At 63.9% G+C, this 26350-nt stretch carries 25 protein-coding genes; 10 read left to right on the top strand and 15 right to left on the bottom strand.

Annotation, left to right across the window (positions count from 1 at the left end; all coding sequences use genetic code 11):
• Positions 1-129 precede the first annotated feature (129 nt).
• Positions 130-450 (bottom strand): hypothetical protein, encoded by a 321-nt coding sequence (locus J2T23_RS19610; RefSeq protein ID WP_307362845.1) that lies wholly within the window; start codon positions 448-450, stop codon positions 130-132.
• Between the two features lie 263 nt (positions 451-713).
• Between J2T23_RS19610 and J2T23_RS19605 the strand changes: the two genes are divergently transcribed.
• Entirely contained in the window at positions 714-1949 is a 1236-nt protein-coding gene (locus J2T23_RS19605; RefSeq protein ID WP_442439580.1) for a phosphoribosyltransferase-like protein, read from the top strand.
• A 197-nt stretch (positions 1950-2146) separates the two neighbouring features.
• Positions 2147-3292: a reverse transcriptase family protein gene (locus tag J2T23_RS19600; protein ID WP_307362836.1), complete on the top strand. Its 1146-nt coding sequence runs from the start codon at positions 2147-2149 to the stop codon at positions 3290-3292.
• 13 nt (positions 3293-3305) lie between these two features.
• Here the strand turns inward: J2T23_RS19600 and J2T23_RS19595 are convergent, their stop codons facing one another.
• Together J2T23_RS19595 and J2T23_RS19590 are read right to left on the bottom strand one after the other, a co-directional pair.
• On the bottom strand, positions 3306-3845 hold the full coding sequence (locus J2T23_RS19595; RefSeq protein WP_307362833.1) for a restriction endonuclease: 540 nt from the start codon (positions 3843-3845) through the stop codon (positions 3306-3308).
• A gap of 2 nt (positions 3846-3847) precedes the next feature.
• Positions 3848-4633 (bottom strand): hypothetical protein, encoded by a 786-nt coding sequence (locus J2T23_RS19590; RefSeq protein WP_307362848.1) that lies wholly within the window; start codon positions 4631-4633, stop codon positions 3848-3850.
• 511 nt (positions 4634-5144) lie between these two features.
• On the opposite strand from J2T23_RS19590, the gene J2T23_RS19585 reads away from it, so the two are divergent.
• The gene (locus tag J2T23_RS19585) at positions 5145-6200 is read left to right on the top strand and encodes a 2,3-butanediol dehydrogenase (RefSeq protein ID WP_307362831.1); all 1056 of its coding nucleotides are present in this window, start codon (positions 5145-5147) and stop codon (positions 6198-6200) included.
• A gap of 280 nt (positions 6201-6480) precedes the next feature.
• Here J2T23_RS19585 and J2T23_RS19580 read toward each other — a convergent pair whose 3' ends face one another.
• From J2T23_RS19580 to J2T23_RS19565, 4 genes are read right to left on the bottom strand one after another with little or no spacing between them, the layout of a single operon-like run.
• Positions 6481-7719 (bottom strand): Wadjet anti-phage system protein JetD domain-containing protein, encoded by a 1239-nt coding sequence (locus tag J2T23_RS19580; RefSeq protein WP_307362828.1) that lies wholly within the window; start codon positions 7717-7719, stop codon positions 6481-6483.
• Positions 7709-11116, bottom strand: coding sequence for an ATP-binding protein (locus J2T23_RS19575; protein WP_307362825.1), 3408 nt, complete (start codon positions 11114-11116; stop codon positions 7709-7711). Before J2T23_RS19575 ends, J2T23_RS19580 begins: the two co-directional genes overlap by 11 nt.
• On the bottom strand, positions 11113-11775 hold the full coding sequence (locus J2T23_RS19570; RefSeq protein WP_307362822.1) for a DUF4194 domain-containing protein: 663 nt from the start codon (positions 11773-11775) through the stop codon (positions 11113-11115). Before J2T23_RS19570 ends, J2T23_RS19575 begins: the two co-directional genes overlap by 4 nt.
• The gene (locus J2T23_RS19565; RefSeq protein WP_307362818.1) at positions 11772-13214 is read right to left on the bottom strand and encodes a DUF3375 domain-containing protein; all 1443 of its coding nucleotides are present in this window, start codon (positions 13212-13214) and stop codon (positions 11772-11774) included. Before J2T23_RS19565 ends, J2T23_RS19570 begins: the two co-directional genes overlap by 4 nt.
• A 240-nt stretch (positions 13215-13454) precedes the next feature.
• On the opposite strand from J2T23_RS19565, the gene J2T23_RS19560 reads away from it, so the two are divergent.
• Together J2T23_RS19560 and J2T23_RS19555 are read left to right on the top strand one after the other, a co-directional pair.
• The gene (locus J2T23_RS19560) at positions 13455-14708 is read left to right on the top strand and encodes a S8 family serine peptidase (protein ID WP_307362815.1); all 1254 of its coding nucleotides are present in this window, start codon (positions 13455-13457) and stop codon (positions 14706-14708) included.
• Positions 14709-14747: 39 nt separating this feature from the next.
• Complete coding sequence (locus tag J2T23_RS19555; protein ID WP_307362813.1) at positions 14748-15629, top strand: class I SAM-dependent methyltransferase; 882 nt, start codon at positions 14748-14750, stop codon at positions 15627-15629.
• Positions 15630-15656: 27 nt separating this feature from the next.
• Here J2T23_RS19555 and J2T23_RS19550 read toward each other — a convergent pair whose 3' ends face one another.
• On the bottom strand, positions 15657-16232 hold the full coding sequence (locus J2T23_RS19550) for an HNH endonuclease (protein ID WP_141161284.1): 576 nt from the start codon (positions 16230-16232) through the stop codon (positions 15657-15659).
• 194 nt (positions 16233-16426) lie between these two features.
• On the opposite strand from J2T23_RS19550, the gene J2T23_RS19545 reads away from it, so the two are divergent.
• Together J2T23_RS19545 and J2T23_RS19540 are read left to right on the top strand one after the other, a co-directional pair.
• Positions 16427-16927 carry an SRPBCC family protein gene (locus J2T23_RS19545; RefSeq protein ID WP_307362810.1) on the top strand — a complete coding sequence of 167 codons (501 nt, stop codon included), beginning with the start codon at positions 16427-16429 and terminating at the stop codon, positions 16925-16927.
• A 7-nt stretch (positions 16928-16934) separates the two neighbouring features.
• Complete coding sequence (locus J2T23_RS19540; RefSeq protein ID WP_307362807.1) at positions 16935-17414, top strand: nucleoside deaminase; 480 nt, start codon at positions 16935-16937, stop codon at positions 17412-17414.
• A gap of 26 nt (positions 17415-17440) precedes the next feature.
• On the opposite strand, the gene J2T23_RS19535 is transcribed toward J2T23_RS19540, so the two are convergent.
• The 4 genes from J2T23_RS19535 to J2T23_RS19520 all read right to left on the bottom strand — a co-directional run bounded on the left by J2T23_RS19535 (position 17441) and on the right by J2T23_RS19520 (position 19537).
• Positions 17441-17743, bottom strand: coding sequence for a YciI-like protein (locus J2T23_RS19535; protein ID WP_307362805.1), 303 nt, complete (start codon positions 17741-17743; stop codon positions 17441-17443).
• Between the two features lie 263 nt (positions 17744-18006).
• Positions 18007-18396: a type II toxin-antitoxin system VapC family toxin gene (locus J2T23_RS19530; RefSeq protein WP_307362800.1), complete on the bottom strand. Its 390-nt coding sequence runs from the start codon at positions 18394-18396 to the stop codon at positions 18007-18009.
• An 8-nt stretch (positions 18397-18404) separates the two neighbouring features.
• Entirely contained in the window at positions 18405-18668 is a 264-nt protein-coding gene (locus tag J2T23_RS19525; protein ID WP_141161279.1) for a type II toxin-antitoxin system Phd/YefM family antitoxin, read from the bottom strand.
• A 143-nt stretch (positions 18669-18811) separates the two neighbouring features.
• On the bottom strand, positions 18812-19537 hold the full coding sequence (locus J2T23_RS19520) for a hemerythrin domain-containing protein (RefSeq protein ID WP_307362796.1): 726 nt from the start codon (positions 19535-19537) through the stop codon (positions 18812-18814).
• Positions 19538-20071: 534 nt separating this feature from the next.
• Here J2T23_RS19520 and J2T23_RS19515 point away from each other — a divergent pair.
• Positions 20072-20914: an esterase/lipase family protein gene (locus J2T23_RS19515; protein WP_307362793.1), complete on the top strand. Its 843-nt coding sequence runs from the start codon at positions 20072-20074 to the stop codon at positions 20912-20914.
• A gap of 102 nt (positions 20915-21016) precedes the next feature.
• On the opposite strand, the gene J2T23_RS19510 is transcribed toward J2T23_RS19515, so the two are convergent.
• The gene (locus J2T23_RS19510; RefSeq protein ID WP_307362790.1) at positions 21017-22237 is read right to left on the bottom strand and encodes an MFS transporter; all 1221 of its coding nucleotides are present in this window, start codon (positions 22235-22237) and stop codon (positions 21017-21019) included.
• A gap of 245 nt (positions 22238-22482) precedes the next feature.
• Between J2T23_RS19510 and J2T23_RS19505 the strand changes: the two genes are divergently transcribed.
• Positions 22483-23487 carry a metallophosphoesterase family protein gene (locus J2T23_RS19505; RefSeq protein ID WP_307362787.1) on the top strand — a complete coding sequence of 335 codons (1005 nt, stop codon included), beginning with the start codon at positions 22483-22485 and terminating at the stop codon, positions 23485-23487.
• 84 nt (positions 23488-23571) lie between these two features.
• Here the strand turns inward: J2T23_RS19505 and J2T23_RS19500 are convergent, their stop codons facing one another.
• The gene (locus tag J2T23_RS19500) at positions 23572-25161 is read right to left on the bottom strand and encodes an alkaline phosphatase D family protein (RefSeq protein ID WP_307362784.1); all 1590 of its coding nucleotides are present in this window, start codon (positions 25159-25161) and stop codon (positions 23572-23574) included.
• A gap of 189 nt (positions 25162-25350) precedes the next feature.
• Between J2T23_RS19500 and J2T23_RS19495 the strand changes: the two genes are divergently transcribed.
• Positions 25351-26133, top strand: coding sequence for an SDR family oxidoreductase (locus J2T23_RS19495; protein ID WP_141180973.1), 783 nt, complete (start codon positions 25351-25353; stop codon positions 26131-26133).
• 16 nt (positions 26134-26149) lie between these two features.
• Here the strand turns inward: J2T23_RS19495 and J2T23_RS19490 are convergent.
• Positions 26150-26350, bottom strand: a 201-nt coding sequence (locus J2T23_RS19490) for an FG-GAP repeat domain-containing protein (RefSeq protein WP_307362779.1), incomplete at its 5' end; no start/stop codon positions are given.

Genomic DNA, 26350 nt, shown 5'->3' with positions numbered 1-26350 from the left:
TCCGGCGACAATGGACCTCCAGAAGGGTCCAGAGGCTCCACAGGTGGTCCTCCCAAGCCGGCCACCTCCTGCTACATATCGTCTAGCCCACCCGCGACCGGCGAGTTGCAGGGTTTCTTCCAGGGCAGCCTAGAGCTTGTCGATCCAGGTGTCTTCTTCACGATTGTCCCAAGCCGAGCCAGAGGTAGGTTCCGACTTGCTACCCCATCCTTCAATGCGTGCCAGAACCTGGCGCACGTCGCGTGAATACAGTTCCCTGATGTTCGAGATACTTCGGATGACGCAGCTTTGAATGACCTCCTGGCGTTCAGCCATGGAAACGATTCCCGCTTTGTCCAAGGCGCTTCGGATGCTCGCGATCTGCTCGGGAGAGATCGGAACGTCTTCGATGGCTGGCGACGCAATGCCTGCCCTTGGAAGGTCGAAGAGCCCAGGTTCCTGATCAGTCATTTGGGTAGGTGATCCTTGAAGTAGTGATACGGGTAAAGTCTATGACCACCCGTGTGCCAGCTTGCCTGTAAGCGGTTCGTCGGCCGTCGTCCTTAGCCATGCTGGGAGGGGTCCTTAATACTTAACGTACTGGATTGGCAGCGACGGCTTTCAGTCTTGAGGTCACACCACACGACTGCTTCAGGGGTGTGGCGTGCATGCGAGACGATGTGTAGTAGGTACTGTGTCCGGATGACGAGTTCCACCGACCTTCGTAGTCTGCGTTGATAAGTCCCAGCAGTTCAAACCGGGGCAAGCAGTGGCTTACAAACTTCGCACCACTCGACCGTCCCTACGCGAAGCTGCTTCTCGACAGCCTCGTAGTTTGCGGGCCGCAGCAGATGCGTCCGTTTTTCCGGCAAAAGCTAGCCGGTTTACAAGAGGACCGAGCCTTAGACTTTCCTGCAGTATTACTAATTCCGAGAAAACTGAATGAGTTCGAGACGAAGCCCCACACTGGATCATTTTCAGAACGGAAATTAAAGACCGCATATGTCGATTTCGACCCGGGCGCACTGCTTCCTGTAACGCCTGGCAGCGAAGCATTTCTGGGCAGCGTGGTGCGCGACCTTGCGGGTGTAAAACCTGCACATCAGGATATTTGGCTTCACCCCGCTTCATCCTTGCAACTACTGAGAGACTCTCAGTGCCGTTCGATAGTCTTACTGTCGGACTACGCAGGTTCTGGTAAGCAGATAATCAACTATGCTCGGGCCTTGGCACGTAACCCGACAATACGTAGTTGGCGTTCCGGTCGCCTTATCAAGATTCATGCGGTTGCCTTCGCAGCTTCTGAGATAGCTGTGCACAATGTCAGTCGTGATAAATACGTTGACTCTTTCTCCTTTGAGATGTTGGCACCATCCTTCTCGTCATCGGGCTGGTCCGAGATGGAGCGACAAATTATCGACCGTCTATGCAAGGAGTACGCGTTACCCAACAGAAAAAACCAAGCGTACGGTTTCATGGGCAGCCGAGGAGTGTTCGCCACTGATTCCACCGTGCCGAATAACTTGCCCGTCATCCTTCGACAAACGGGCGGTGGCTGGTTGCCCTTTTTCGACGAAAGAGTCATGCCCTCCGACCTTCTTGACAAGATCGTCGGATATTCCCCCCGGGCCCGTCGAGATATCATTCTCGCTGAGTCTGGGCAGCCGCGACTCCTCGAATCGATGAACCTAGTCGACAGGAGCAGGGAACAGGTATCCCTGCTGATGATTTTGGGGTTAGCTTCCCGCCGCGGTCGATCACTGGCCTCCATAGCAGGTGCACTGCGCCTCAGTGCTGAGGAAGCTCATTCGCTCGTAGCCTTTCTTCAATCATCAGCCTTGCTCGATGACAGAAACAGGGCAACTCCTTTGGGACTGCAAGAGCTGGCAATGGCAAAACGGAAGCCCAGAAAGTCCGTGGCGATGCTCGAGCCATCTTTTGATGCGTATTATCCTGAGTCCCTAAGATGAGGGAGCGGACGGTGCATCTAGAGGAGTCGGCACGTTGTGCTGACACGATCGGGTCCTTGGGCCCGGGGTTGCAGGTTACTTGCAATCGTCGGACGAGCGGACGCTACGTTGAGAGTTTGCGTCGTCCTCTGATCGTGACGTGGCCTGGGACGACGACGCAAAGTCCCTGCGCGAATAAATCAAAGTAGACGCCCAACATGCTCCCTCATCTTTACAAAAAGGTCGGAACCGAATTGGGCGTTCCCCTTGGTGTTATTTCAGCTGCACAGCAGCAGATGAATATCATTCGATCAAGGGGTTCTCACCCCGTTCTTAGTTTGAATCACCTTGCGAGGCTAACGGGTTGTTCAGGAACGTATCTACGTCGCATTGTCCAGCGCACGTACGATCCCTACGCTGACATCTCCAGGCCAAAAAGGTCGGGGGGCCGCCGACACATTTCAGCACCAGAACCTGTCCTGGCAGGTGTGCAGAGGTGGATTCTTGATAACGCGCTTGGCCATGTCGGTTTTCACTCTTCTAGCTTTGCCTACCGCAAAGGCGTGTCGATCGTGGATTGTGCTCACCAGCACGTAGGTGTGCGATGGATGGTGAAGTTTGATCTACAAAACTATTTCGGGTCAATAGACGAAATCTCGGTATTCAAGATTTTCCGTGAAGGGGGCTACAACAACCTCGTAGCGCTGGAGTTGGCCAGGCTATGTACCCGAATGCTTCCAGGTTTCCCTCAGCATCCACTAGGTTCTATTCGTGAGCGGTATTCGGCAATCCCCGCATACGCGGCGGGAAAGCACGGTGTGCTCCCGCAAGGAGCGCCCACAAGTGGTGCGCTCGCCAATACGGCTACAAGAAAGCTCGACGATCAACTGTCAGCTATCGCAGCTAATTCAGAACTTGTTTACACGCGTTACTCGGATGATTTGACGTTTTCAACGGGCGGTAATTGGAACCGTGCACATTCTTCCGCGCTCACCAGAGCCGTAGAGAAGGCGGTCGTCAACGCCGGATTCAAAATTAACGCCAAGAAGACTAGGGTGGTGCCACCCGGAGCCCGGCATATCGTTCTGGGCCTGCTCGTTGATGACGAGAGTGTACGCCTTCTTCCAGAGTTCAGGCGGCGTCTTTCTGGCCACGTCCGCGGCGTCGAGAAGTTCACACTTCAAGCCCACGCCCGTAGTCGGAACTTCCGTTCGCTTCTATCGTTTGTGCGCTTCATTGATGGTCACATCGCATTTGCCCACGGTGTAGACCCACTGTGGGCGCTGACGATTCGAGCAAGATGGAATCTTGCACTTGAGGCGAGCGGCTACCCCATTTTCGCGAGGACCTGGTCCTCTGAGTGACGGCACACTCTGATCAATCGAGGTAGATGGTGCCCGAAACAGCAAGCTGCGCGCGCTTGCGCTTCAAGAGTTTCACAAGCTGATCGATCTCCCGTAAATTCTCGATCTCGGCCCTCGTGAGAACAATGAGCTCTCTTCCTTCAGAAAGGGCCCTAGCAATCACACTATGAGCTGCTGTTAAGGCTGTCGATTGTCCCGTAATGCCATGGGCGGCAACGAGAATTCCCATGGGGCGGCCTCGACTTTGCAGTTTATCATTGAAAATGGCCAATTCCGGATAGCCAACAGGACCAGACCAGTTCTTGCATTCCACCAGCAGGATATGGTCGAACAGGCGTAAGCCAGCAGGCTCCCCCTCGTTCCAGAAGGCCACATCGATTTCTTCTGCGCTGAACGCGTTCATCGTGTTTCTTGCTGAAACGGTAACACCAGGGACGCATTCGAAGAGATAGGCGATTAGATCCTCTAAAGCCTTTCCCTTAACAACGTTCGTTAAAGCTTGATCACCGAGGGAAAACAGAGTTGCTACATGAAGCGGGTCAAATGTTTGCATGATCAGACCCCGTGCACGCTTCGGTTACGAAGTCGTCTAACTACTTCCGAAAATGTAGAAACTTTTAGTTGTGCAAGAAAATCTTGAGCGGATATCGCTAGAATGGGGAAGTCGGAACGAGTGTACGGCCGTTTACTATCCCGCACACCTCCAGCGTCCTGCATGTATACGACTAATGCCGTCTGGGCGACTGGATTTTCCCGCAACCGAGCGAGTATTGTTTTTCGTTTGAACGCATCGAAAGATTTGGTAAATTCGATCAATAATGGATTTGCATTTATAGAACTCAGTTCGTCAGACCAAACCCCCAAATCAAAACCGGAATCGGCTTTTGGATTTTGCACGGCAAGTGCACCTGAAGCTTCGATTGCAGTGGTCAGAATACGGAGGGCTTCCTCATCCTTTGTCTGGGCTTGATTCAACTGGAGGACCAGTATGTCCGAATCAGCCCCGAGCGTTTCCCGTTTCGCTGCAGACATTGAAATTCGGGGACGTTCGAGTGCAGGTCTGCGGTCGATCTCGTCCAGAGCGTATCGGATAGCGTCAATGTCTCCCGGCTTGCCACGCACTAGTAGCGCACTGGATAGAGTTGTGGGTACGGGCACGCCCTTATCAGCGACTACAACTAGCTTTTTGCCTAAAGCAACTGCTATGCCGGCTTCAATACCTGGCGCTAGGTTATTCCGCGCGCCCAACACCGCAATGACGACGTCTGCCGTATTTATGGCCTCCTTGAGGCTTTCTTGCACGTTTTCCTCGAATGGAGCAACGTCCGCCCACGTGACCACGTCATTTCCCCGCTCCCTGAGTGCAGAGAGGAGCCTCCGAACGTCTGCATCCTGGGGAGCCGATACGAAGAGCTTTGGATACAAGTCCCGTCCTTCCGTGATGGCGGGACGCTCCCGACCGTCTACGGTTACTCTGCCATACCAGCCTTGTTCTGTTGCAGGTGCAAGCCTCATCCGCTCCCGCGTCGCCTCGGTCAGCGAGCGCAAGAAGACAATGCGAGACGCCCCGGAGCCGGCCCTGGAACCCTTCGCCGCCGACGGTTCCCCGCCGCTCAACCTCTTGCACGTGACCACCGAGGTGCTGCGGCCGGCGGACCGGCTGGAGTTTTCAGAGGGGCGGACTGGTCTGAGGCGAGGATCGGCAACCTCTGGATCCACGGCGGCAACCTGCACCAGAGCCGGCACTACTCCTCCTACCTGGCCCTGCAGCTCAAGGCCCGGATGGAGGGGCTGGAGACGCCGGTGTACGAACTGCAGTCCAGCCACCACACCCGCTAAAGGAAGAGCCATCATGAAGGCAGCACGATTCCACGCCCGCAAGGACATCCGCATCGAGGACATCCCGGAGCCGGAACTCTGCGCCGGGGCGGTGAAGATCGACGTCGCGTGGTGCGGCATCTGCGGCACCGACCTGCATGAGTACCTGGAAGGGCCCATCTTTTGCCCGGCACCGGGCCATCCGCACCCACTCTCGCACGAGGAATCCCCGGTGACCCTGGGGCACGAATTCTCCGGGACTGTCTCCGAGGTGGGTCAAGGGGTGACGGGCCTGGCGAAGGGGGACAACTTCGTCGTCGAACCCTATTTTGTGGACGGCACCTGCGACATGTGCCAGGCGGGCAGCTACCACCTGTGCCGGCAGATGGGCTTCATCGGGCTGTCCGGCGGCGGGGGAGGGCTGAGCGAGAAGATCGTGGTGGACCAGCGGTGGGTGCACCCTATCGGGGAAATTCCGCTCGATGAGGCGGCGCTGATCGAGCCGCTGTCCGTAGCCCACCACGCCGTGGCCCGCAGCGGCGTGAAGGCGGGCGACACGGCATTAGTCGGCGGCTCGGGGCCCATTGGCCTGCTCACCGCCGCGGTCCTCAAGGGCATGGGGGTGACCACGATCATCAGCGAACTCACTCAGGCGCGCAAGGAGAAGGCCACCTCCAGCGGCGTCGCGGACCACGTCCTGGACCCGAGCAAGGAGGACGTCCCTGCGCGGGTGCGGGAGCTCACCGGCGGGGCGGGGGCCGACGTCGCCTTCGAATGCGCCGGCGTGAACGCCGTGTTGGACACCATGCTCGACGCCGTCCGGCCCGGCGCCGTGGTGGTCAACGTGTCCATCTGGGGCGCGCCGGCCACCATCGACATGCAGAAGTTGGTCCTCAAGGAAATCGACCTGCGCGGCACCATCGCCTACGTCCGCGACCACCCGGCCGTGATCAAGATGGTGCAGGCGGGCAAGGTGGACCTCAAGCCGTTCATCACCGGCCGGATCGCGCTGGAGGACCTGGTGGAGCAGGGCTTCGACACGCTCATCAACCACAAGGACACCGCGGTGAAGGTGCTGGTGCACCCGTAGGTTCTGGCGGGCAGACGCCCGGCAGGGAAGGAAGGACGACGGCGGGACGCACGTGGCGCCGTCGCCCTTCCCCTTCGCTCTGGTGGAAGGCCCCGTGCTCCAACCCAGCGCCAGGCGCGCGCCGTCGCAGCCACCGACCGCATTACAGACGACCAGGATTTCGTCGAGCAGATTCAGAAGACTGGCCGGCGTGAGCCGCTACGAATTCGGAAACGATGGTGGCTGTGGAGCAGTCGCTCGCTGTCTTTTCTCGGCGTGGCCCGGTAATCGGGATAAGGACTCAGGCCCTCAGCTCTTTGAGCGCCCAGGACCAGTTGATCAGCTCCTGCTCCAGACGGATATTCGAGCCATAGGTGCTGTTCCCCAGGGATTCGTAGAGCGCCGCTTCTGCCGCCGTCAGCCTCGCAAGCGCCGCCCTCGAGGGCGTCTCCTCTTTACCCCAAGCATCCCTGTGTGCAAGTAGGGTGCGCTCATCCATCAGTACACTCTCCACGTGCGGATGGACTGCCCGGAGCTGGTCGAGGATCCGGAAGCCGTGGGTGTCAATGTCGCCCCAGTAGAGAACCCGGCAGTAACGGAGCCAGGCGGCGTCCCGCAGGGAAGAGAATCCGTACCCGCCCCCAAAAAGTGCCAGCGTCCCTGGACGGTCGGGAAGCGCCAGGAAATTGACCTGGTTTTCCGTTGCGATGACGGTATCCACCGGCAGCCGCAACCCGCCGAACGCTTCGGCTGTCAATGTGATGTCCCGCGCCCCACCGAACTGGTCAATTTCAGGATCCAGCAGACGAAATCTCACAAACTCCGGAGGGTGCAGGAACCCGTGCCGTCGTGCGAATCTCGCCGCAGGTGTCCTTCCCGCGCTGTCTTCGAGTCCCGCATCATGATTCGAGGACTCCAGCTCGTCGTCAGCTGCGGACATTTCATGATCGCGGGAAGAAGGCTCGACGGTTGCCAGCATTTGGTCAATAACCTGCCGGTGCCGCTCGATGAACTTCGTGTGCACCCCGGGCAGGCCCAACTGGCGGACGTAGATACCGGGCGCCGGGTTGTCCCGCAGCCACAACGCTACGCGCGCCGCAGTCACGGCCGCCGGGCCCAGTTCGAGGAGCTTCATCGGCCGCCTCGCTGCCCAGTCCACCAGCTGGGGATCCAGTCCGGCCAGGCCCTCGGCCAGAGACCGGAAGACGCCGACCTCCCGCGCCTTCCCAACAAAGCCGATCTCGTCCTCAACAGTGGCAAATACAGCCGCGCCGGGAAGGGAATTGGCCCCCACAGTCCGTCGCCCGGTCTCTACCGTTTCCAAAGAGTAGGCACCTGCCCCGGAAAAAAGCTCAGCTGCCCACGCGCGGACCGCCGCGTAATCGCTGAGCAGTTCTGCCGCCGTCGGACGCTTCAAAGGACGACGCCGGGGGTACAGTCCGCTGGGCTCCAGCAGCTCCCGGAGGAGTGAACCGCTGCTCCACGCCTTCAGCGACAGGGCCCTCAGGTCCGCCAGCGTGGTCCACGCCTTAGTGGCCACGCCGGTCCTTCTCCTCGCGGTACTCCTGGATGGTCATGTTGCGCAGCTGGGAATCGTCACCGTTGATGTTCGCTACAAACCCCACGTGCGAGACGAAGGGCTCGATGACGTGGATCTTCTGCAGGGGAGTGACGATCAGCAGTTGCAGCCTCATCCGCTGGAACAGCTCCAGCCCATACCGGGCGGACTCGTCCGAGCCACGGCCGAACGCCTCGTCAATCACCACGAACCGGAAGCTCCTGCCGCTGCCGGCATTCCTGCCCGCTCCCTTGCCGGACCCCAGCCCGAACTGGAACGCCAGGGCCGCCGCCAGGATGGTGTACGCCAGCTTCTCCTTCTGACCGCCGGACTTGCCGCCCGAATCCGTGAAGTGCTCGTATTCCTCGCCGGTCTCCGTCCACTTCTCCGATGCCGAGAACGTGAACCAGTTCCGCACGTCGGTCACTTTCGCCGTCCATTTCCGGTCGAGGTCAGTCAGTCCTTCCCGGCCGCGGAACCTGTCAATCAGCCTCTCCACCTGCAGGTACTTCTGCTCGGAGTACTGATCGGTCCCACCGATGGTCCCCTCCGAGCACGCCCGCAGGTCGCTGCCGAACTCACGCACGTCCTGGTCCGATGTGGCCTGGTGCTCCAGCTGGATGTGCCGGCCCGTGTTGTACGGAATACCGGCCAGGGACTGGTTGATCTCGCCGATACGCTCAATGATGTTCTGCCGCCGGCTGTCCAGGAACGCATTGAACGCCACCACCTCGCGGATGGTGTTTTGGTTCAGCAGGTCCTTGAACTGGTTCTCGAACCGGGGCAGGTCGTTGCCAACCAGCTGCTCCAGCAGCCGGTTGTAGTCCGCCGCGGCCTCCAGCGAGGCGTCGAAGTCGGTGGTTTCGTTCGGGTACTTGTTTCGGAAGTCCGCCATCTTGGTGACGGTGCTCTCCGCTGCACGGGCGATCCTCTTGGACAGCGCGTCGATGGTGTCCGTCAATCCGTTCCGCACGGTGCTTTCCACGGCGGCAGTGTTCTTGTAGGTGAGCGGTTTGTCCCCCAGCGTTGTTGCGGTGAGGCGTTCGACGGCGGCCAGCACCCCAGTGTCGTCAGTCATCGGCATGTCAACCAGGACGGCCCGGCACTCCTCTATTGCCTCGGCGATGTCCCTGGCGTCCTTCTCGTTTGCGCCCAAGCGCTCGCGGAGCTTGCCAGCCTTGTCCTCCAGCCGCTCCAGCTCCGCCGTGACCTGTTGTTGCTTGTTCATGAGCTGCTGCAGGAGGTCGCTGGTGGTCTCCAGGGCCCGCTTTTCCGCCTTCAGGTCCTCGATGCTGCGCGCCGTCGCTTGCCAGCTGATCTCGCCGAATTCCGTGACGGAACCCACCACACCGAGCTGCCGGTTCCTCCGGCCCAGCGCCCCCAGCTCCCCATTGACCCGGTCAAGCTGCCCGGCCACTACCTTCAGCTGGCCCTGCACTTCGTCCAGGTCGGCGCGGAACCCGGCGATCTTGTCATGGTTGTCCCAGCCCAGCACGTAGTTGAGCCGGTCCGCCAGATCCTTGCGGTCGTCCTTCTCATGCCGGCCCCGCCCGCCTTTGAGCTGGCCGTTGGCCGTCAGCGCCTTCGGGTAGCGGCGGAAATCGGCAAGGTTCTCGCAGCAGAAGTAATCGAACCGGCTGCTGAGCTCGTCCTGCAGGAAGTCCCGGAACGGGGTGCCCTGTTTGATGGCGATCTTCGCCGCCAGCGTGCCCGGCTCGGCGGCCCTGGGCGAGTAGGACTCCCCGATTCTCAGGTACACCAGGCGGCCCCGCAGGTTGTTTGCGTCCACCCAGCTGCTGACCGCAGCGTAGTGCTCTGCCGGGACCAGGAGCGAGAGGGCGAACCCGTGGAGGGTCCGCTCGGCGGCGCCCTCCCAGCCGGCCTCGCCCTCGCGGACCTTGAGCAGCTCGCCCACGTACGGCAGGTCGCTGTCCGTGATCCCGGTGCCTTCGCAGAGCCGGCGGCGGATATCCAGCTGGGGGAGCGGAATCAGGTTGCGCCGGGCCTGCAGGCTGGTGAGCTCGGCTTTGATCTCCCCGGACCTGGCCTCAAGCCCTGCCTGCTGGATGGACAGCCTGGTGCGCTCTTCATGCAGCGCCTCGGTGCGCGCGGCCAAGTCCCGTTCCACCCCGGCGAACCCCGCCCGGTTCGCGTCGAACAGGACACGGTCCTCGGGGGACTGCAGGCCAAGGTCCGATGCCGCGGCCGAGTAGGCCTCGAACCGCTGTTTCTGCTCGGCGGACTTGGCGGCCAAAGCGGCAAGTTCGGCGTCGATCGCGGCGAGCCGTCCGCCGCCGTTGGTGCGGACGTCCTCCTCCACCCCGGCCAGGTCCCGGCGCAGTTGCTTGATCTCACGGGTCAGCCGGTCCGAATCCTCCTGCAGCCGCACGCCCGTGCGATCCAACTCGGCCTGGTGCTCCAGGCTCAGCTGCAGTTTTCGGTCTGTGAACCACGGATGCAGCTGGTCGCGTTGTTTGCGCGCCAGCTCGTAGTCGGCGGTCAGCCCGGCATGGAGTGCGGCGCCCTCCTTGATGGGTGTCAGCAGGGCGATCTGGTCTTTGGCCCGGAGGACGGCGTCGTGGGCCTTCTTCAGGTCGTCGAAATGGTGGATCAGGTTGGTGATCCGGGCGGCCACGTCGTCCTCCTCCAGCATGTTGCCGCGGACGAACGAGGTGATGTTCTCCACCTGCTTCATGGACACCGTGCGGTGGAACAGCTCCATGGCCTGGTTGCCGCTGATCCCGAACTGGCGCTTGAACGCGGCCGAGTACGGCTCGAACGAATCATGAACCGATGCCCCGGCCGCACGGAGCTTCTTCTTCAGCTTCAGCGGGTCCTGGCCGAAATTGCTGAAGTCCGCTGCAATCGTCTGGTCCGCCTCCGCCAGCGAGTAGAACCGGTTGGGCTGCCCCGCCTCCTGCGTGGCCCACAGCGTGATGCCAAGCGTGACCCACTTCCCCAGCACAGCGTTATGGAAGACGCCCAGCACCACCGTCAGCTGGCCCGAACCGCGCAGCGCCACCGGTTTGGAGTACTCCCCGGCGGCGCTCCGGGCACTCTTATGGAAGCCCCGGACGTACGACATCAGGGAACGTTCCTTCTTCTGCGCCCCCGCGGCCTTGTTGTACTCGATTTTGTGCGCCGGAAGCAGCAGCGTGGTGATCGCATCCACCACCGTGGACTTCCCCGAACCGATGTCGCCGGTGAGCAGGCTGTTCGCCCCGTCCAGCCGGAACGTGCGCACCCCCTGATGGAAGGTGCCCCAGTTGAGCAGCTCCAGGCGGTGCAGCCGGAAGCCCGGGGGAGTGCCGCCGTCGGCAGCTGTTTCATCCAGACTGAACAAGCTCTCCTGCAGGTCCGTGCCCAAGTCCGCGGTCACTGGTCCTCCCCAATTGTGCGTGCGGCGTCGGTTGCCCTGGCCGGCTCCGCAGAGGCGGGCGGCTCGCCGGCGAGCGTCCGGCGGTAGTCGTCCAGCCGTGCGTCGAACTCTTCCAGCCACTGCGCATCCACGTACGCCTTCAGGATCCGGGCCACCTCGTACGTGTCCGCCTGCCCCCTGAGCTTGCGCAGGAAACCGAGCTCCACCACTTTCTTGATGTCAGCCCCCAGCCGGTCCAGGACGCGGGCCTCGTTGCTGGATTCGGGCAGGAACACCGAGACCATGTCCGCGATTTCCTGCTCGCTCATGATCAGCCGGACCTCGCTGCTGTTGATGTCGAACTCCATCATGCGCCGGCGAAGCAGGGCCAGCAGCAGGCTGACGTTGAAGGTCAGGGAGCGGCGGGCAATGAGCCGGGGGAGCGTGCCGTCCGGATCATCCTTGGACCGCAGGAACGCGTACCCCTCAGACTCGTCCAGCAACAGGTCCAGGCCCAGCACCGCCACGTAGTCGCGCACGTGCGAGGTCAGCCCGAGCAGGGACTGCCACAGCTTCTCGTCGTTCTCCGAGTACAGCACGCCCTTGAAGAGCCGGGTGACGACGGCCGGAAGCTCCTCAGGCGTGCGGGCTTCACTGTCAGCTGTGGCTGGGACGTTCATGCCGGCCTTCCGAAAATGATCTGTTCGATGGTGGCTTCGCGGATGGAGCCGTCCGGCAGCTGCCAGGACAGGCGCTGGGACTGCTCCGGGTTGATGGTGGCCCAGTCCGATTCGGTGGCCAGCTGGTAGTACGCCACCACCTCCGCCAAGCCTTGGGAGAGGGGGTACGCTGCCGTGACTTCGGCGAGGGTGGCCTGCTCGGTCCCGGCCAGAATGGCGTCAATGTTGGCCTGCAGGCGTTCCTTGTCCACGAAGAACTGGCCGAACAGGGCCGAGGCGTCCACGTCGGCGTCGTCGGCCGTTTCCACGGCATCGTCCACCAGCACTTTGCGGCTGGGCTCATAAAGGGGCCGTTCAAAGGGAAGCACCACGTCCACGGATGGTGCGTCAATTTCCATAAAGGCACCCGACGGCGGTGCCTCCCGGGTGCCCAATGCGCCGGATTCGATGTGGCGGATCAGCTGCATGATGCGTTTGTTCTCCAGGAACACCTTGTCGTCCAGGAGCCGGCGCATTTGTTGGGATAGCTGTCGGACCGTTGCTTGGGTCTGTTCAACGGCGGGAAGCCAGTCCTGGTGGAGGTTGGCCAGCGCGTTCAGGCTCTCCGCGTTGGCCAGGGCTTCGATCCGGGTGGCACGCTGAAGCAGGTCCTGCAGCTCGGTGCGGAGCTGGGGAGACATCAGGTAGTCCCAGAACCCCTGGAATGTGCGCCCCTGGAGGGAACTGCTGATGTCCTGCTGGTTGTCGAAAATCGACTCCAGCAGTTCACCCTGGCTGCCGTCCCACGTCGCGATCTGCTCGCGGACCTGTCGGTCCAGTTTGCGGAAGTTCTGCTCCACCTCGCGGAAGTCGGAGAGCAGGTCCCTGGCCAGGGCCGTGAGCTGCTGGAAGTGGTCCAATGCTTCCGGGCCGGTCATAACGCGGATGTTGCCATCGCGGATCCGCTGCATCTCGGCGTCGATCCCGTCCCGCTGACGCTGCAGCTCTGCGAGCCGCACCTCCGGGTCCGTCTCGGACTGCTGCACCAGCTGTTTCAGTACGGCGAAGATGCTGGTGAGCCTGGATTGGGTTGCGACGAAGTCCCGCCCGCGCAGGTTCTCCACCCAGCGGACCACGTCCTCCGCAGCCGCCGTGAGATCGTAATGGGGTTCGTCCTCGCCGGAAACGTAGTACTTCCTCAGCCATTGGCGGTCGTCGGCCGCCCAGTCATCAAGGTATTCGCCTGCGGGACGGGGAAACCTGTCCCCGCCTTCGCTGTCGCGGAGGCCGAACAGCACGTCGTCCAGGACGTCGATCAACTCCTGCCGGCCCAGGTTGCGCTGGTTCGGACCCGTGAAGGCGGCCATGAAAAACGTCAGTGCCAGCGGCGCATTCTGGGCACGGAGCAGTGACCAGCCTGCATGGTTCTCCCGCAGGGAATTGATGGAGTAGAAGTCCATTGGGGTCCCGTGTTTGGTGCGTCACGTCGTCGGCTTTTACTCTAAGCGACACCCCCGACAACCTTCACCCCAGCGTGTCAACGACGAACTGGTAGGGACCGGTGGACGGACGACGGCGGGACGCACGTGCCGCCGTCGTCCGTCCTGCCCTGCCCTGCCTGCCACCCCCCGCGCGGGCCGGAAACTTATCAAGGGCCTTTCCCCCTATCCACCCGTGCCGTGTGCGCGGAAGATAGCCCCATGAAAAAGCTTGTGCTGGCGAGCTTCGCCACCCTTCTCCTGGTTATTGGCAGCCTGCTGGGCGCGGTGGTCCCGGGCAACGCCGCACCCACGCCGGCGATCACGGCAGGGCAGATCCTGGTTAAGTTCCGCGACAATGCCGCCGCTGCGGGCGCCCTCAGATCGCACGGGCTGACCGACGGGCCCGACGTCGGCAGCACCGGCGCGCACCTGATTACCGTGCCGGCAGGGAAGGAGCTGCAGCTCGTCGAGGCCCTGTCCCGGAACCCGGTGGTGGAGTATGCCGAACCGGACTACGTGGTCACCCCGGCCTCGGACGACACCTACTTTCCCCGCCAGTACGCGCTGCAAAACACAGGACAATCGTTCACGAACACCGACGGTACGGTGACGGTTCCCGCGGGCAGGGCGGACGCCGATGTGGACGCCGTGGAAGCCTGGACCGTCACCACCGGCACGGGAATCAAGGTGGCTGTCCTCGATTCCGGCGTCGCCCTGGACAACCCCGACATCACCCCGAAGGTGGTGGCACGGGTCAACTACACCACGTCCAGAAGCAACGACGACAACTACGGGCACGGAACACACGTCGCCGGGATCGTCGCGGCCACCGCCAACAACGGCATTGGCGTGGCCGGAGTGTGCCCGGGATGCAGCATCCTGGCCGGCAAAATCCTCAGCGACACCGGAGCAGGGTCCAGCTCAGGCCTTGCGAACGGCATCAACTGGGCCGTCAAGAATGGCGCCCAGGTCATCAACATGAGCCTGGCTGTCGGCGCGTCAACCACCCTGGAAACTGCGGTCAACAACGCCTGGAACGCGGGCGTGGTAATGGTTGCTGCAGCCGGCAACGGCGGGAACACCAGCATGAACTACCCGGGAGCCTACCCGAACGTCATTGCCGTGGGGGCAACGGACAACAACGACACGAAGGCGTCGTTCTCCACCTACGGTGCCTGGGTGGATGTGGCAGCGCCGGGGGTCAGCGTCTACTCCACCTTCCCCAACCACAAGTTCGTCCTCGCCCGGGAGTACAACCGTTCCCAGGGGTACGACATCGGCAGCGGCACCTCGATGGCCTCACCGATTGTTGCTGCAGTCGCCGCGCTCGCCCGCAGCACCAACCCCGGAGGCACCCCCTCAGACATCCGCGCCAAGGTGGAATCCAGCACCGACGCAGTTGGCGCCATCGGGACCGACTGGGCGCACGGGAGGGTGAACGCCTGCAGGGTTGTCGGGGCAACAGGTTGTTGACCCTTCCTTCGCCCTGATGCTCCGTTGTAGGGTCGGGGCGTGATCGTCCCCGATATCTCCCAGGACGCCGAGGCGGTGGCGGATCACTACGACGAGCTCGATCCCATCTATCGCCGGGTGTGGGGCGAGCATGTCCACCACGGGCTGTGGACGACGGGCCGCGAGACACCTGCCCAGGCCGTCGAGGCGCTGGTGGATACTGTTGGCGACCGGCTGGGACTGTTGCCGGGCCAGGAAGGCGTTGATATCGGCTGCGGTTATGGCTCCACGGCACGGCGGCTCGCGGTGACGCGCGGGGTCAGCGTCACCGGCTTCACGCTGTCCGCCGAGCAGGCCCACTACGCCGCCGCGCACCCCGTCGCCGGCGTGGACATCCGGGTCCGCGACTGGCTCGCCAACGGGCTGGCCGACGCCTCGGCCGACGCCGCGTGGGCCATCGAGTCCAGCGAGCACATGGTGGACAAGCCCCGGTTTTTCGCCGAGACGCACCGCGTGCTGGCACCCAGCGGCCGGTTCGTCATCTGCGCGTGGCTCGCCGAGACCGGCGCCCGCGGGTGGAAGGTCCGCCACCTGCTCGAGCCGATCTGCCGCGAGGGGCGCCTGCCCTCGATGGGCACGCGTGAGGAGTATGAGGCGATGGCAACGGACGCGGGCTTTACGGTCAGCGGCTATGAGGATGTCAGCCACCGGGTCGCCCGCACCTGGCCGATCTGCGCTCGCCGGCTGGTGAAGGCCCTGCTCGTGGATCCCGAGATGCGCCGGCTTGCCCTTCGGTCCCGCAACCGCAACTCGTTTCCCGGCATTCCCCGCCTGATCCTGGCCTACCGCACCGGTGCCATGCGCTACGGGATCTTCACGCTCACCAAGGCTGGGGAGAACAAACCACAAACCAGGCCAAACACCTCAGCCGAAGCTGACTGACCGGAAGCTCCCGCTCCGGTCCCATGCTCAGGGCAGCGGCTGACGCTCGCCCACGCTGACCGAGGCCGACGGCGGAAGGTAGTCACGCCGTCGTCGTTCCATCCGGCGCTGCTGGCCCGGAGACGGGATCCTCGCCCGCTTGGCGCGGTTGCACCTGGCGCACGCGGCAACGAAGTTCTGGAGACTGGTGGAGCCGCCCTTGGACCACGGGTAGAAGTGGTCGCCATGCTCTGCCGGGCGGCCGCAGCGGCGCCCCAAGCCGGCTTCCAACTCGCACAGCCCGTTAGCCCGCGCCATCCCTTCGCGGCGCTGCTGGCGGGTGAAGCGGCGTACCGGGTCGCGGCGTCGGACATCGCGGCTCGTCATGACCGCTGCGGCAATGCCCAGAACCACTGCGGCGACGCCAGGCACAGTGACCGCGGCGACGACTCCGTCAAACAGGCCGCGCAACACCCCAGCGGCCGAAGCCGGACCCGGTCCAGCTGTCGGCGTCGCCTTTGCCATGAGCGCCGACATCACTGCGACGGCGAGCCAAATAAGTACCGCCGAATACGCCAGGCGAAGCCCCTGCCGGGTCCAATAAATCCGGCCCAGTTCCTGCATTGATTCCCCCAATTTTGGTCGCTCGGATCCCGTGGTCCCGGGTGTCCAGGAAATCGTATAGGCCGGCCGGCGGCGGATGATCAGGTTGAGCTCAGTTTTTGCAGAGATTCCGCGCCGGAGCCCATCCCGGCTCAGGAACAGTTCCTGGTGCGCAGCCAACGGCAGGAGAAGTGGGTGTCTGCAAGGATGGAGCCATGAACCAGAGCAGCATCCGCCAACACCAGGACTCCGTCACGGTCAACGCATCCGCCGAGACCCTCTTCGACCTGGTCTCCGACGTCACCCGCACCGGTGAGTGGAGCCCGGTCTGCAAGGCGTGCTGGTGGGACGACGAGGCAGACGCCGGCCAGCCCGGCGCATGGTTCACCGGGCGGAACGAGCTCCCGCACCGGATGTGGGAAACCCGCTCGCAGGTAGTGGCAGCCGACCGCGGACGCGAGTTCGCCTGGGTGGTGGGCGGCAAATACGTCCGCTGGGGGTTCACCCTCTCCCCGGCAGCTGCCGGAACCGTCCTAACCGAGTCCTGGGAATTCCTTCCCGAGGGGATAGCCATGTTCCGGGAAAAATACGGCGCTGACGCTGACGCCCAGATCGCCGACCGCACGCAGCAGGCGCTGGACGGCATCCCGGAAACACTCGCGGCAATCAAACGGATCGCCGAGTCCATCACCGACCACGACGACGTAAGGTCCTAAAGCCGCCATGACCCACGAACAGCACGAATCCGCCGCGCCGGCACTGGACAGCAACGATCTTCAGGCATTCGAGGCTGCCTACCAGGCCGCACAGAAGAGCCTGGCCGAGGGTGGCATCCCCATCGGGGCTGCAATCGCGCGGGGCGGCGTGGTGTTCGCGAGCGGACACAACGAACGGGTCCAGAACGCCGATCCGATCGCGCACGGCGAGATGTCCGCACTCCGCGCCGCCGGCCGGCAGAAGAGCTACCGGGACACCACGCTCTACACCACCCTGGCCGCGTGTGCCATGTGCGCGGGAACCATCATCCAGTTCAAGATCCCCCGCGTGGTAGTGGGGGAAGCACAGACGTTCGACGGCGAACTGGACCTCCTGCGCGCACGCGGGGTTGAGGTGGTGGTCCTGGATGATCAGCGTTGCGTGGACATGATGCGCTCGTTCCAGTCCGACAAGCCGGAGCTGTGGGCCGAGGACATCGCCGAGTAGGTTCAGGCCCTGTAGCACCCGGAGGACTAGGGGTGGACCGGTGAGGCGGCTTCGTTGCCTAAAACTGTGGTCCACGGGTTCGCGGTCCATGACGTCACGACGCCGTTGATGACGTAGGGGTCTGCGGTGGCAAACGCCTTGGCGGCCTCGAGCGGGTTCCCGCCGGTGAAGATGAGCAGCCCTTTGAAGGGGTCTTCGCCAACTGCTCCGCCGAGCAGGAGCTCGCCGCGTTCCACTGCTTCCCACCCTGCCTTCAGGTGGTCTGCGCGGTACTGTTCGCGGGACTCAAGGTAGTTGTCGGCGTAGGTGTATTCGAGCACGGCGTGCATGGGTGGCCCTCCGTTTGGTTAGTGGTTTCGTTCGCTGTAGAAGCAGCGTACCCGCTGTGTGCTGGGCGGAAACCCTGGCACCTCAGCCAAGGCGACGGCGCACGTGAGCGGATGCTGCCGCCGTCGTGGTTCAACTCTCCCGAGGCGAGCCCGCCTGCTCGTCAATGCCGCACCAGCCGGCAATGACGCCGAGGCGGACTCACGCACCCAGATCCGCCTGGGTCTGACGCGCAGCTGGGGAGTGGTGTCCCTACCAGCCCAAGCTAGTGGGGTTCGGCGCCCGGGCTGTGACTTCTTAGCCCTGCCGCGGTTGCCGCACTCAGGAGCTCCTTGTCGAAGGCCACCAACTCATCGACCTCAAGCCTTATCGCGGCTGCGAGATGAATCGCGTCGGCACTCCGCAACCTACCCGGCAGTGCAGCGGCATAGGTGAGGTCGGAGCGAACCAGGTCCACGAGGTTGATGCCGGCCAGTACGGTGTTGACCAATTCCGGCGGCAGGCCCCGGCGGTTGGCCGCGCAATGGAGTTCCGTGAAGAGAAGCATCGAGGCAACCAGGAGGGCGCCCTGTGCGGCCGACGCCGTCAGGAATTCCGCAGTTGGGCCGGACTCGGCTTCCTCAACCACGAGCTTGAGGGCAGCCGAGGTGTCCACGTAAAGGATCAACGGTCGCCGCGCAGATCGTCGAGAATTTCGGCGGTGCCGGTGGCGAGCGTTGCCCGGGGGATCGATCGGAAATCAACGGGGCCCCGGGACGCCCGGACACCACCCGATCGGAGTAAACGCTCAAAGGGTGAAGCTGCGGGCGGTATCAGCGTAGCGGCAACTTCACCGTTGTTCGTGACGTCGATGATTTCACCGTTTTTCACCCGCTCCAGGATCTTGCTGCTTTGGTTGCGCAGCTCACGATGGGGGATCGTTGTCATGGCAAACCTCCGTAGCAATCGTAGCATCGGCCCCTGCCTGCCGCCCGACCTCGCGGCGCCCACCTCCCTCGACGATGGCTTCCGGGGTCCGCCTGGGCGTGGCCAAGGCGTGCCGCGCCGGTCCCCCCAGCCCTGGACCAGCGTTACAGCGTCTCCGGGACCGGCCGACCGGGGAACAGCGTGGCGTACTGCTTCCGGTACATCCGCCGCCCCACCAGCTTGTAGGCGAGGCGGACAGGCGGCGGGATTTCCTTGAACAGCTCTACGCGGTCCGCCGGCGGGTTCGTGGCCAGCACCATGCCAAGGTAGGCCACCATGAACTTCTTGTCGAGCTTGTCGATCCCGTGCTGTCCCACCGCCGCGGCTTCCTTTTCGGTCATCACCCGGTCCACCACAGGCATGACCTCGGTGACCTCGCGGCGCAGGTGCACGTCCAGGACCGCCTTCAGGTCCTCGTACAGCGCGGCAAGCTCTGATGCGTCGGCGTCGTCCACTGTCCGCATCCACCGCAGCCGCACCGGCTCGATCCGCTCCAGTCGCTGGGTGACCTGCCGGTGGTGCTCGAGCATCTGCGCGATGTGCAGGACGCAGCCGGGGGCGCGCTGCTCCAGCGGCGGATACATCAGCAGGTCCTCACCCTCGTGATGGACGTGCAGCACCATGTCGAAGTTTCCCAACACTTCCCCAACGTACGCGGCGCGGGCCGCATCCCCCGCAGCGACGGACCGCACCAGGCCCGGGGCCTCGGCGTAGGCCCACAGGAAGAACCGGTGAATGCGGCGCATGGCCGCGGTCCCGGTGCAGAGGACCGGCCCGGGCGGCACGGGAGCGGCGGTCTCACCGGGCTGCATCGTGAAGAAATCGGTCATGGGGATGGCCCCTTTCGTCGTGCGAGACCAGGCCCCTCCCCGCGAGCATGGTATCCCCGCGCCCAGCCGCAAACAATGCAGGAAAAGCTCAAGGGTCCGCCCCACAGGACGCGGCAGCCGAGGAGGACCAACGACGGCGGCACGCCGGGTGGGAGCGCTGCGATTGATGGGCGCGGGCTCTGCCGACGTCGCCGGAATGGTGCCAGCCCGCCGGAAATGAACGGCGAGCTGGCACCGTTCCGGCGTTCTCGGCCCGCGGCCCCAAATGCACGTTTGTGCAGCCGCTGCTGAGCGGCGTCCACGCGCATGAAGAGCCAAAAAGTGCTACTCACCAGTAACAACGCGAGTGCTTCAGGTCACATTCACAGTGGAATCCCGTGCTGGTGATCCCGCCTTTTCCCCGCACGTTCGTGCACTTTCGCTGCGAAGGAGTGCCGGCTGCTGCCAGCATGGAAAACTACGGCCGGAACTGATGGGCACCCCCAAGACCATCAGCAGCGGCCGCTCCAGAGACAGACAAACGAAGAGGTTTCCATGTCATTCCTAAGCCGAGCCCTGTCAGTTGCCGCCGCGGCACTCCTGGCCTCATCCCTGGTGGCCGCTCCCGCCCAGGCGGTCGACGTCTCCCCGCCCGGGGCCAACGACTGGACCTGCAAACCGTCAGCGGCACATCCGTATCCGGTGGTCCTGGTTCCGGGAACCTTCGAGAGCATGGAGAAGAACTGGTCCACCATGTCGCCCTACCTCAAGAGCCAGGGGTACTGCGTCTTCGCCCTGAACTACGGGGCAACCAACGGTATTTATGCCACGGCTCCGGTCAAGGATTCCGCAAAGGAACTCGCACCGTTCGTTGACGCCGTCCGCTCCGCCACGGGCGCCAAGCAGGTGGACCTGGTGGGCCACAGCCAGGGCGGCATGATGCCCCGGTACTACATGGGCTTCCTGGGCGGCGCCAAGTACGTCCACCAGCTTGTCGGCATCGCGCCGTCCAACCACGGCACGGAAGGCGTGATCCTTCCGCCGCCGGACATGGTGCCCACGCCCGATTACACCGCAGCCGGCTGTGCGGCCTGCGCGGACCAGCAGGCGGGATCGCCCTTCATGCAGGAGCTCAACTCCATCGGCGATACTGTCGCCGGCCCCGCCTACACGGTCATTTCCACCACCCATGACGAGGTGGTCGTCCCGTACAACAGCCAATACCTCAGCGGCTCCGCCCGGCAGGTCACCAACATCACCATCCAGGACAAGTGCCCCGCGGACGTCATTGAACACGACCAAACGCCCAATGATCCTGTGGTCCACCAGTTGGTAGGCAACGCCCTGGCCCAGCCGACCGGTCCGGCAGACCCGGCATTCCAGCCCGTCTGCCTCTAGCGCACCAGGCGCACAATAACCAGCAGTACGACGACGGGTGGCCGGCTTCGAAAAGCCGGCCACCCGCCGTCGTTGGGGTCTGAAGCTCCGGGCTGCGTTTGCTTAGCCGGCGTGCTCCTGGACCGGGTTCCGCGCGGAAATGACCTGCGGTACCGTCACGAGCGCGACGACGGCCAGGGCGCCGGCGGCGGCGAACGCGTAGAAGCCCCACGGGTAGGCGATGCCGGCGGCAACCAGGCCGCCGGTCACGGCAGGTCCGGCGATGGCGCCCACGCGGCCCACGCCGGCGGCGAAGCCGAGGGCCGTGGCGCGCAGCCGCGCCGGGAAGAGTTGGCTGACCCAGGCGTACACGAGCACCTGGGAACTGAAGACGAACACCCCTGTGATGAAGACGAGCGCGTTCAGCAGGATGGCGTTGTCAACCTTGACGCTGAGGAGGGCAAGGCACGCGGCCGACAGGCCAAACCAGAGCAGCACGATCCGCTTGGTTCCGTGCTTGTCCGCCAGGATGCCGGCGATGATAAGGCCGGCAACGGCGCCGAGATTCAGGACCAGGAGCAGTGATATGCCGGCGCTGACGGGATAGCCCGCGGAAGCCATGAGTTGCGGGAGCCAGGTGTTCAGGCCGTAGACCAGCAGGAGCCCCATGAACGAGGCCGCAGCGATGGCCAGCGCCACCAGCGGGTACGGCTTCTTCGCCAGGTCCCGGACACTGCCCTGCTCCTGCCTCTTGGCGTCCCGTTCTGCCGGCAGGGTCTCGGGGAGTTTGAACCAGAGGAGCGGCACCAGCGCCAGGCCGGCAATGCCGCCCACCACGAACATGGTGCGCCAGTCCGGGATGACCATCAGTGCCAGGAAAGCCGTGGCCACAGCGCCTGCGTGGTAGCCGGTCATGGTCCGGGTGGTGGACTTGCCGGCGGAACCGGCAGGTGCGTAATCGTTCATGTAGGCCAGGGCGACCGGAAGGCAGGCACCCAGCCCCAGGCCGGCCAGCAGCCGGAAAGTGCTGAACACTGCCACGTTGGGGGCCCAGATGACCGCGATCGTGAAGATGGAGAACCACAGGACACAGGCAACCAGCAGCTTGCGGTGCCCGAACCGGTCCGACAACGGGGCGATGAAGAGGGCGCCCAGACCCACGCCGACCAGGGAGATTGTGGCAGCCAAAGTGGCGCCGACCGCGTCGAAGCCAAGCTCGCCGGTCTTGATGAGCGTAGGGATGACGGTGCCAAGCACCACCAGGTCAAAGCCGTCCAAGACCATGGCCAGCCAGCAGAGCCAGACCGGCCACCGGGACGCGCGGGTGGAGGGGGAAGTGGTCATGAAATCCTCATTGATCAGGGAAGCCGGGATGCATGCGGGCTGAGAGCCTTGTCACCAGGGGGAGTGATCCACGGCATGCTTACTGATGGGAGGCTACCAAGAAGTTCATTAAACGTACAAATGTTCGAATAACGAACATATCGAGGGGGGAGCGACGCGTTATCCGAAGTTGCTTCCGGCAAGCCCTGTTCAGGTGTGGCCTGTGGGGCGGAAGATAAGCCAAGGAAGAGATGGGAGGTCAGGGGATGCAGCCAACGCTCCCTCGTTCCAAACGCTGGCGGCGCGCAGCGGCAACGGCCGCGGCCTTCCTGTCGCTCGCTGCCGCGGGGTGCACCGGCGGACCGAAACCTCCGGACCAGCCTTCACCCCTGCCTGACGTGCACATCGCGGCCGTCGGCGACATGAACCCCGAGGGGAATACCGACCCGGACAGCCCCTCCGGCCGCAACGGCGCGGCCATCGCCCGGCTTGCCGCGAACAACGAAATCGACGCGTTCCTGGGCCTGGGCGACTTCCAGTACAGCACCGCCCGCTGCGACGACTACGTGAACTACTGGAAACCGCTCTGGGGCGGCACGCTGCCCAAGATGTACTGGGTGTCCGCCCCCAACCACGACTGGGAACCGGGCCGCAACGAAGACCTGGACAACTTCATGAACGGCCAGTGCCCGGGCTCAACGGACAAGGCCGCGATCAACCAGGAACGCGGGTTCGTCCCGAACGGCCAGCCGTACTCGAAGGACTTTGGGCAGTGGCATTTCGCCTTCCTGTCCTCCGCGTTGTGGCGGTACGAAACCACGGAAGCCAAGGCCGCGACGGACTGGCTGGACAAGGATCTCTCGGCAGCCCAGGCAGCCGGCCAGCACCTGGCAGTGGTCTACCACGAGCCGTATTTCACATCGGACACCAGCGAACACGGCCGCACCGAAGACAACAAGCCGTGGATCGACGTGATGTGGAAGTACCGCGTCCGCCTGACCCTCTCGGCCTCGCAGCACAACTACGAGCGGTCCTGCCCGGTGAACAATGCCGACAAATGCGTCGACGACGGCATGACGGCCTTCCAGGTTTCCACCGGCGGCATCGATACCCGCCCCTTCATCGGCCGCCGCCCGTCCTACATCGCAAAACGGTTCAGCGACAGCCGGGGCTTCCTCCAGTTGACGCTGCACTCGGACGGATCCTTCGACTGGAACTTCACGGCGACCACAGGGTCCAGCACGGACTCGGGGAGCCGCGGGGCACCGTAATCGGGAGCGCGGCTCATCAGCGTCCGCGGGTGACCGCGGCCAACGCCGTGAAGTAGGCCTGGCCGCGTTCACCCCCGCCGAAGGTCAGGCCCGCGGCTGCAGCCCCGGGACGCCGTCGCGGATCTCGAAGGAGGCCTTGGTGGACGCCGGCGCACCAGGCGTCGTGACATGGTCCAGCACCCTGAAGTCCGCGGTCATGGCGTCCCTGGTGATGCGCGTGTTCACGTAACCGCGGTTGTCGTTGTAGAACTTCAGGTGCGGGTTCCAGGCCATGACGGGGTCGGCAGTGGAGCCGTTGCCGTCGCCGGTGGACGTGATGGAGGTGCACACCAGCTCCGACCCCACTACCGGGGAAGCCGGGTCCTTGTAGTCCACTTTGACGTCATTGGCCCAGTTGCGGTGCACGTCGCCGGTGAGCACGACGGCGTTCCGGACGTTCGCGTCCACCCACCCCTGGGTGATGCGGCGGCGGGAAGAGGCATACCCATCCCACCCGTCCATGGACACGTCGTCGATCTCCGGCGCCTTGTTCCGGTCGCGCTCGGCGAAGAAGACCTGCTGGCCCAGGATGTCCCAGCGCTGGGTGGAGTTCCTGAATCCATCCAGCAGCCACTTCTCCTGCTCGGCGCCGGTGATGGTCCGGTCCTCCGCCAGCCGTTCAGCCACGTTCTTCTTCCAGCCGTCACCGGCCAGCTGATCGTCGCGGTACTGCCGCGTATCCATCATGTGGAAGTTGGCCAGCTGGCCCCACTGGATCCTGCGGTAGATCTTCATGTCCGGGCCTGCCGGCAGCGACGACGGACGCAGCGGCATGTTCTCGTAGTAGGCCTGGAACGCGGCGGCGCGGCGCTCGCGGAAATGCTCCACGCTGTCATTGAGCTGGCCGGCGTCACTGTTCTCCGGCACGTCGTCCGCCCAGTTGTTGTCCACCTCGTGGTCATCCCAGACCACTGCCCAGGGTGCGATGGCGTGCGCGGCCTGCAGGTCGGCGTCGGCCTTGTACTGGGCGTGCCGCTGCCGGTAAGTCTCCAGTGTGACGGTCTCCGGGCCCTCGTGGTCGCGCGGGTTGCCGCCGCCAATCACGTAGCCGCCCTTCTTGTATTCGTAGAGGTAGTCGCCAAGGTGCAGCACCAGGTCCGGGTGGTCCTCCGCGAGGCGGCGGTAGGCGGTGAAGTAGCCGTGCTCGTATTGGGCACAGCTGGCGAACGCCATGGCCAGTGCGGCGGGCGTCTCGTGCAGCGCCGGGCTGGTCAGGGTGCGTCCCACCTGGCTCAGGTGCCTGCCGGCGCGGAACCGGTAGAAGTACTCGCGGCCCGCTTTCAACCCGCGCAGCTCCACGTGCACCGAGTGCGCGGTTTCGATCCGGGCCTGCTCGACGCCGCGGGCCACCACGTTGCGCATGCCCTGGTCCTCGGCCACTTCCCACTGCACGGCGACCGGGCGGGACGGCATACCGCCCAGCCCGTCCTCCGCCACGGGGTTGAGCGCCAGGCGTGTCCAGAGCACGAAGCCGTCCGGCCACGGCTCGCCCGAGGCGATGCCGAGCATGAAGGGATCGGCGCGGAGGCCGGCGTCGTCCGCGGTGGAAACCGCGACGGCGGTACCAGGGAGGGCTGCGACCAACCCGGCCCCGAGGCCGGCGGAGATGAGGGTTCTGCGGGAGATGTTGTCCATGGCTCCCACGGTATTTCCAGCCGTTGTACAGGTTTTGAGGAGGATATGAATGAGTGGTTAACGGTGTGACAAGGGTTGTTAGTTTGCGGCTGGGTGCTCACGGGCCTTTGGACTCTGGTTCCGCTGGGGGCCGCCGGGCATCGTTGGCACCGACCCCCCGACCCCGCCCAGCCAGCGAAAGAAGACACCATGCCCCGTACTTCCGTCATCACCGGCGCCGCCTCCGGGATCGGCAAGGCAACCAAGGAACTGCTCGAACAACGGGGCGAACGAGTGATCGGCGTGGATCTCCACGACGCCGAAGTAGTGGCCGACCTCTCCACCGCGGAGGGCCGCGGTGCCTTGGTGGACGCGGTGCGGGAGGTCAGCGGCGGCAGGATTGATGCCGTCTATGCAGTGGCCGGCCTCGCCATACCGGCTCCGGCCACGGTGGCCGTGAACTTTTTCGGTACCGTCGCCTCGATCGAAGGGCTCAGGCCGTTGCTGGCCGGCTCGGAGGCACCCCGCGCCGTTGTGGTGTCCTCCATGGCGGCCCTCATGGCCAGCGACGATGAGCTCGTAGCGCTGCTGACTGACGGGGACGAGCCGGCAGCCATGGACCGCGCCCAGGTTTTGGCCAAGGAACCGTCCACCACCGGGCAACTTATTTACGCGTCCACCAAGGTGGCGCTGTCCCGGTGGGTCCGCCGGAAGGCTGCCACTGCAGAGTGGGCCGGTGCCGGGATCCCGCTGAACGCCGTGGCACCCGGTGTGATCGCCACGCCCATGACCGCAGACCTGATCGACACTGAACAGGAGCGGGAGTCGCTGCTGAAAGTGGTCCCGATGCCGCTGAACGGCATCGCCGAACCCATCGTCGTCGCACGCCTGCTGGCGTGGCTCAACAGCGCCGAAAACACCCACCTGTGCGGGCAGATTGTCTACGTGGACGGCGGCAGCGACGCTGTCCTGCGCGGCGACTCCGTCTGGTGATGAATGTGACCGGTCCCTAGCTGATGGCGGTCATGACGTTCCAGCCGGGGCCCACGTTGATGCGCCAGCCGAAGAGGCCGTTGCCTTGGCCCGGGTAGGTCCAGAGGGTGCCGTTGGTGTCACGGGCGACGAGGTCGGGTTTGCCGTCTCCGGTGAGGTCTCCTGCTGCGCTGATGGCGGTCATGACGTTCCAGCCGTCGCCGACCTTGATGCGCCA

Source organism: Pseudarthrobacter niigatensis (assembly GCF_030812615.1).
Taxonomy (GTDB): Bacteria; Actinomycetota; Actinomycetes; order Actinomycetales; family Micrococcaceae; genus Arthrobacter; species Arthrobacter niigatensis.
This window is presented reverse-complemented; position numbering and strand designations above follow the sequence as displayed.

Coding starts and splice junctions, on each gene's coding strand:
- J2T23_RS19560 (WP_307362815.1), top strand. CDS start 13,455: ATGAAAAAGCTTGTGCTGGCGAGCTTCGCCACCCTTCTCCTGGTTATT.
- J2T23_RS19570 (WP_307362822.1), bottom strand. CDS start 11,775: ATGAACGTCCCAGCCACAGCTGACAGTGAAGCCCGCACGCCTGAGGAG.
- J2T23_RS19565 (WP_307362818.1), bottom strand. CDS start 13,214: ATGGACTTCTACTCCATCAATTCCCTGCGGGAGAACCATGCAGGCTGG.
- J2T23_RS19610 (WP_307362845.1), bottom strand. CDS start 450: ATGACTGATCAGGAACCTGGGCTCTTCGACCTTCCAAGGGCAGGCATT.
- J2T23_RS19535 (WP_307362805.1), bottom strand. CDS start 17,743: ATGCACGCCGTGCTCGAATACACCTACGCCGACAACTACCTTGAGTCC.
- J2T23_RS19500 (WP_307362784.1), bottom strand. CDS start 25,161: ATGGACAACATCTCCCGCAGAACCCTCATCTCCGCCGGCCTCGGGGCC.
- J2T23_RS19495 (WP_141180973.1), top strand. CDS start 25,351: ATGCCCCGTACTTCCGTCATCACCGGCGCCGCCTCCGGGATCGGCAAG.
- J2T23_RS19520 (WP_307362796.1), bottom strand. CDS start 19,537: ATGACCGATTTCTTCACGATGCAGCCCGGTGAGACCGCCGCTCCCGTG.
- J2T23_RS19550 (WP_141161284.1), bottom strand. CDS start 16,232: ATGCAGGAACTGGGCCGGATTTATTGGACCCGGCAGGGGCTTCGCCTG.
- J2T23_RS19515 (WP_307362793.1), top strand. CDS start 20,072: ATGTCATTCCTAAGCCGAGCCCTGTCAGTTGCCGCCGCGGCACTCCTG.
- J2T23_RS19525 (WP_141161279.1), bottom strand. CDS start 18,668: ATGACAACGATCCCCCATCGTGAGCTGCGCAACCAAAGCAGCAAGATC.
- J2T23_RS19505 (WP_307362787.1), top strand. CDS start 22,483: ATGCAGCCAACGCTCCCTCGTTCCAAACGCTGGCGGCGCGCAGCGGCA.
- J2T23_RS19540 (WP_307362807.1), top strand. CDS start 16,935: ATGACCCACGAACAGCACGAATCCGCCGCGCCGGCACTGGACAGCAAC.
- J2T23_RS19545 (WP_307362810.1), top strand. CDS start 16,427: ATGAACCAGAGCAGCATCCGCCAACACCAGGACTCCGTCACGGTCAAC.
- J2T23_RS19585 (WP_307362831.1), top strand. CDS start 5,145: ATGAAGGCAGCACGATTCCACGCCCGCAAGGACATCCGCATCGAGGAC.
- J2T23_RS19600 (WP_307362836.1), top strand. CDS start 2,147: ATGCTCCCTCATCTTTACAAAAAGGTCGGAACCGAATTGGGCGTTCCC.
- J2T23_RS19510 (WP_307362790.1), bottom strand. CDS start 22,237: ATGACCACTTCCCCCTCCACCCGCGCGTCCCGGTGGCCGGTCTGGCTC.
- J2T23_RS19595 (WP_307362833.1), bottom strand. CDS start 3,845: ATGCAAACATTTGACCCGCTTCATGTAGCAACTCTGTTTTCCCTCGGT.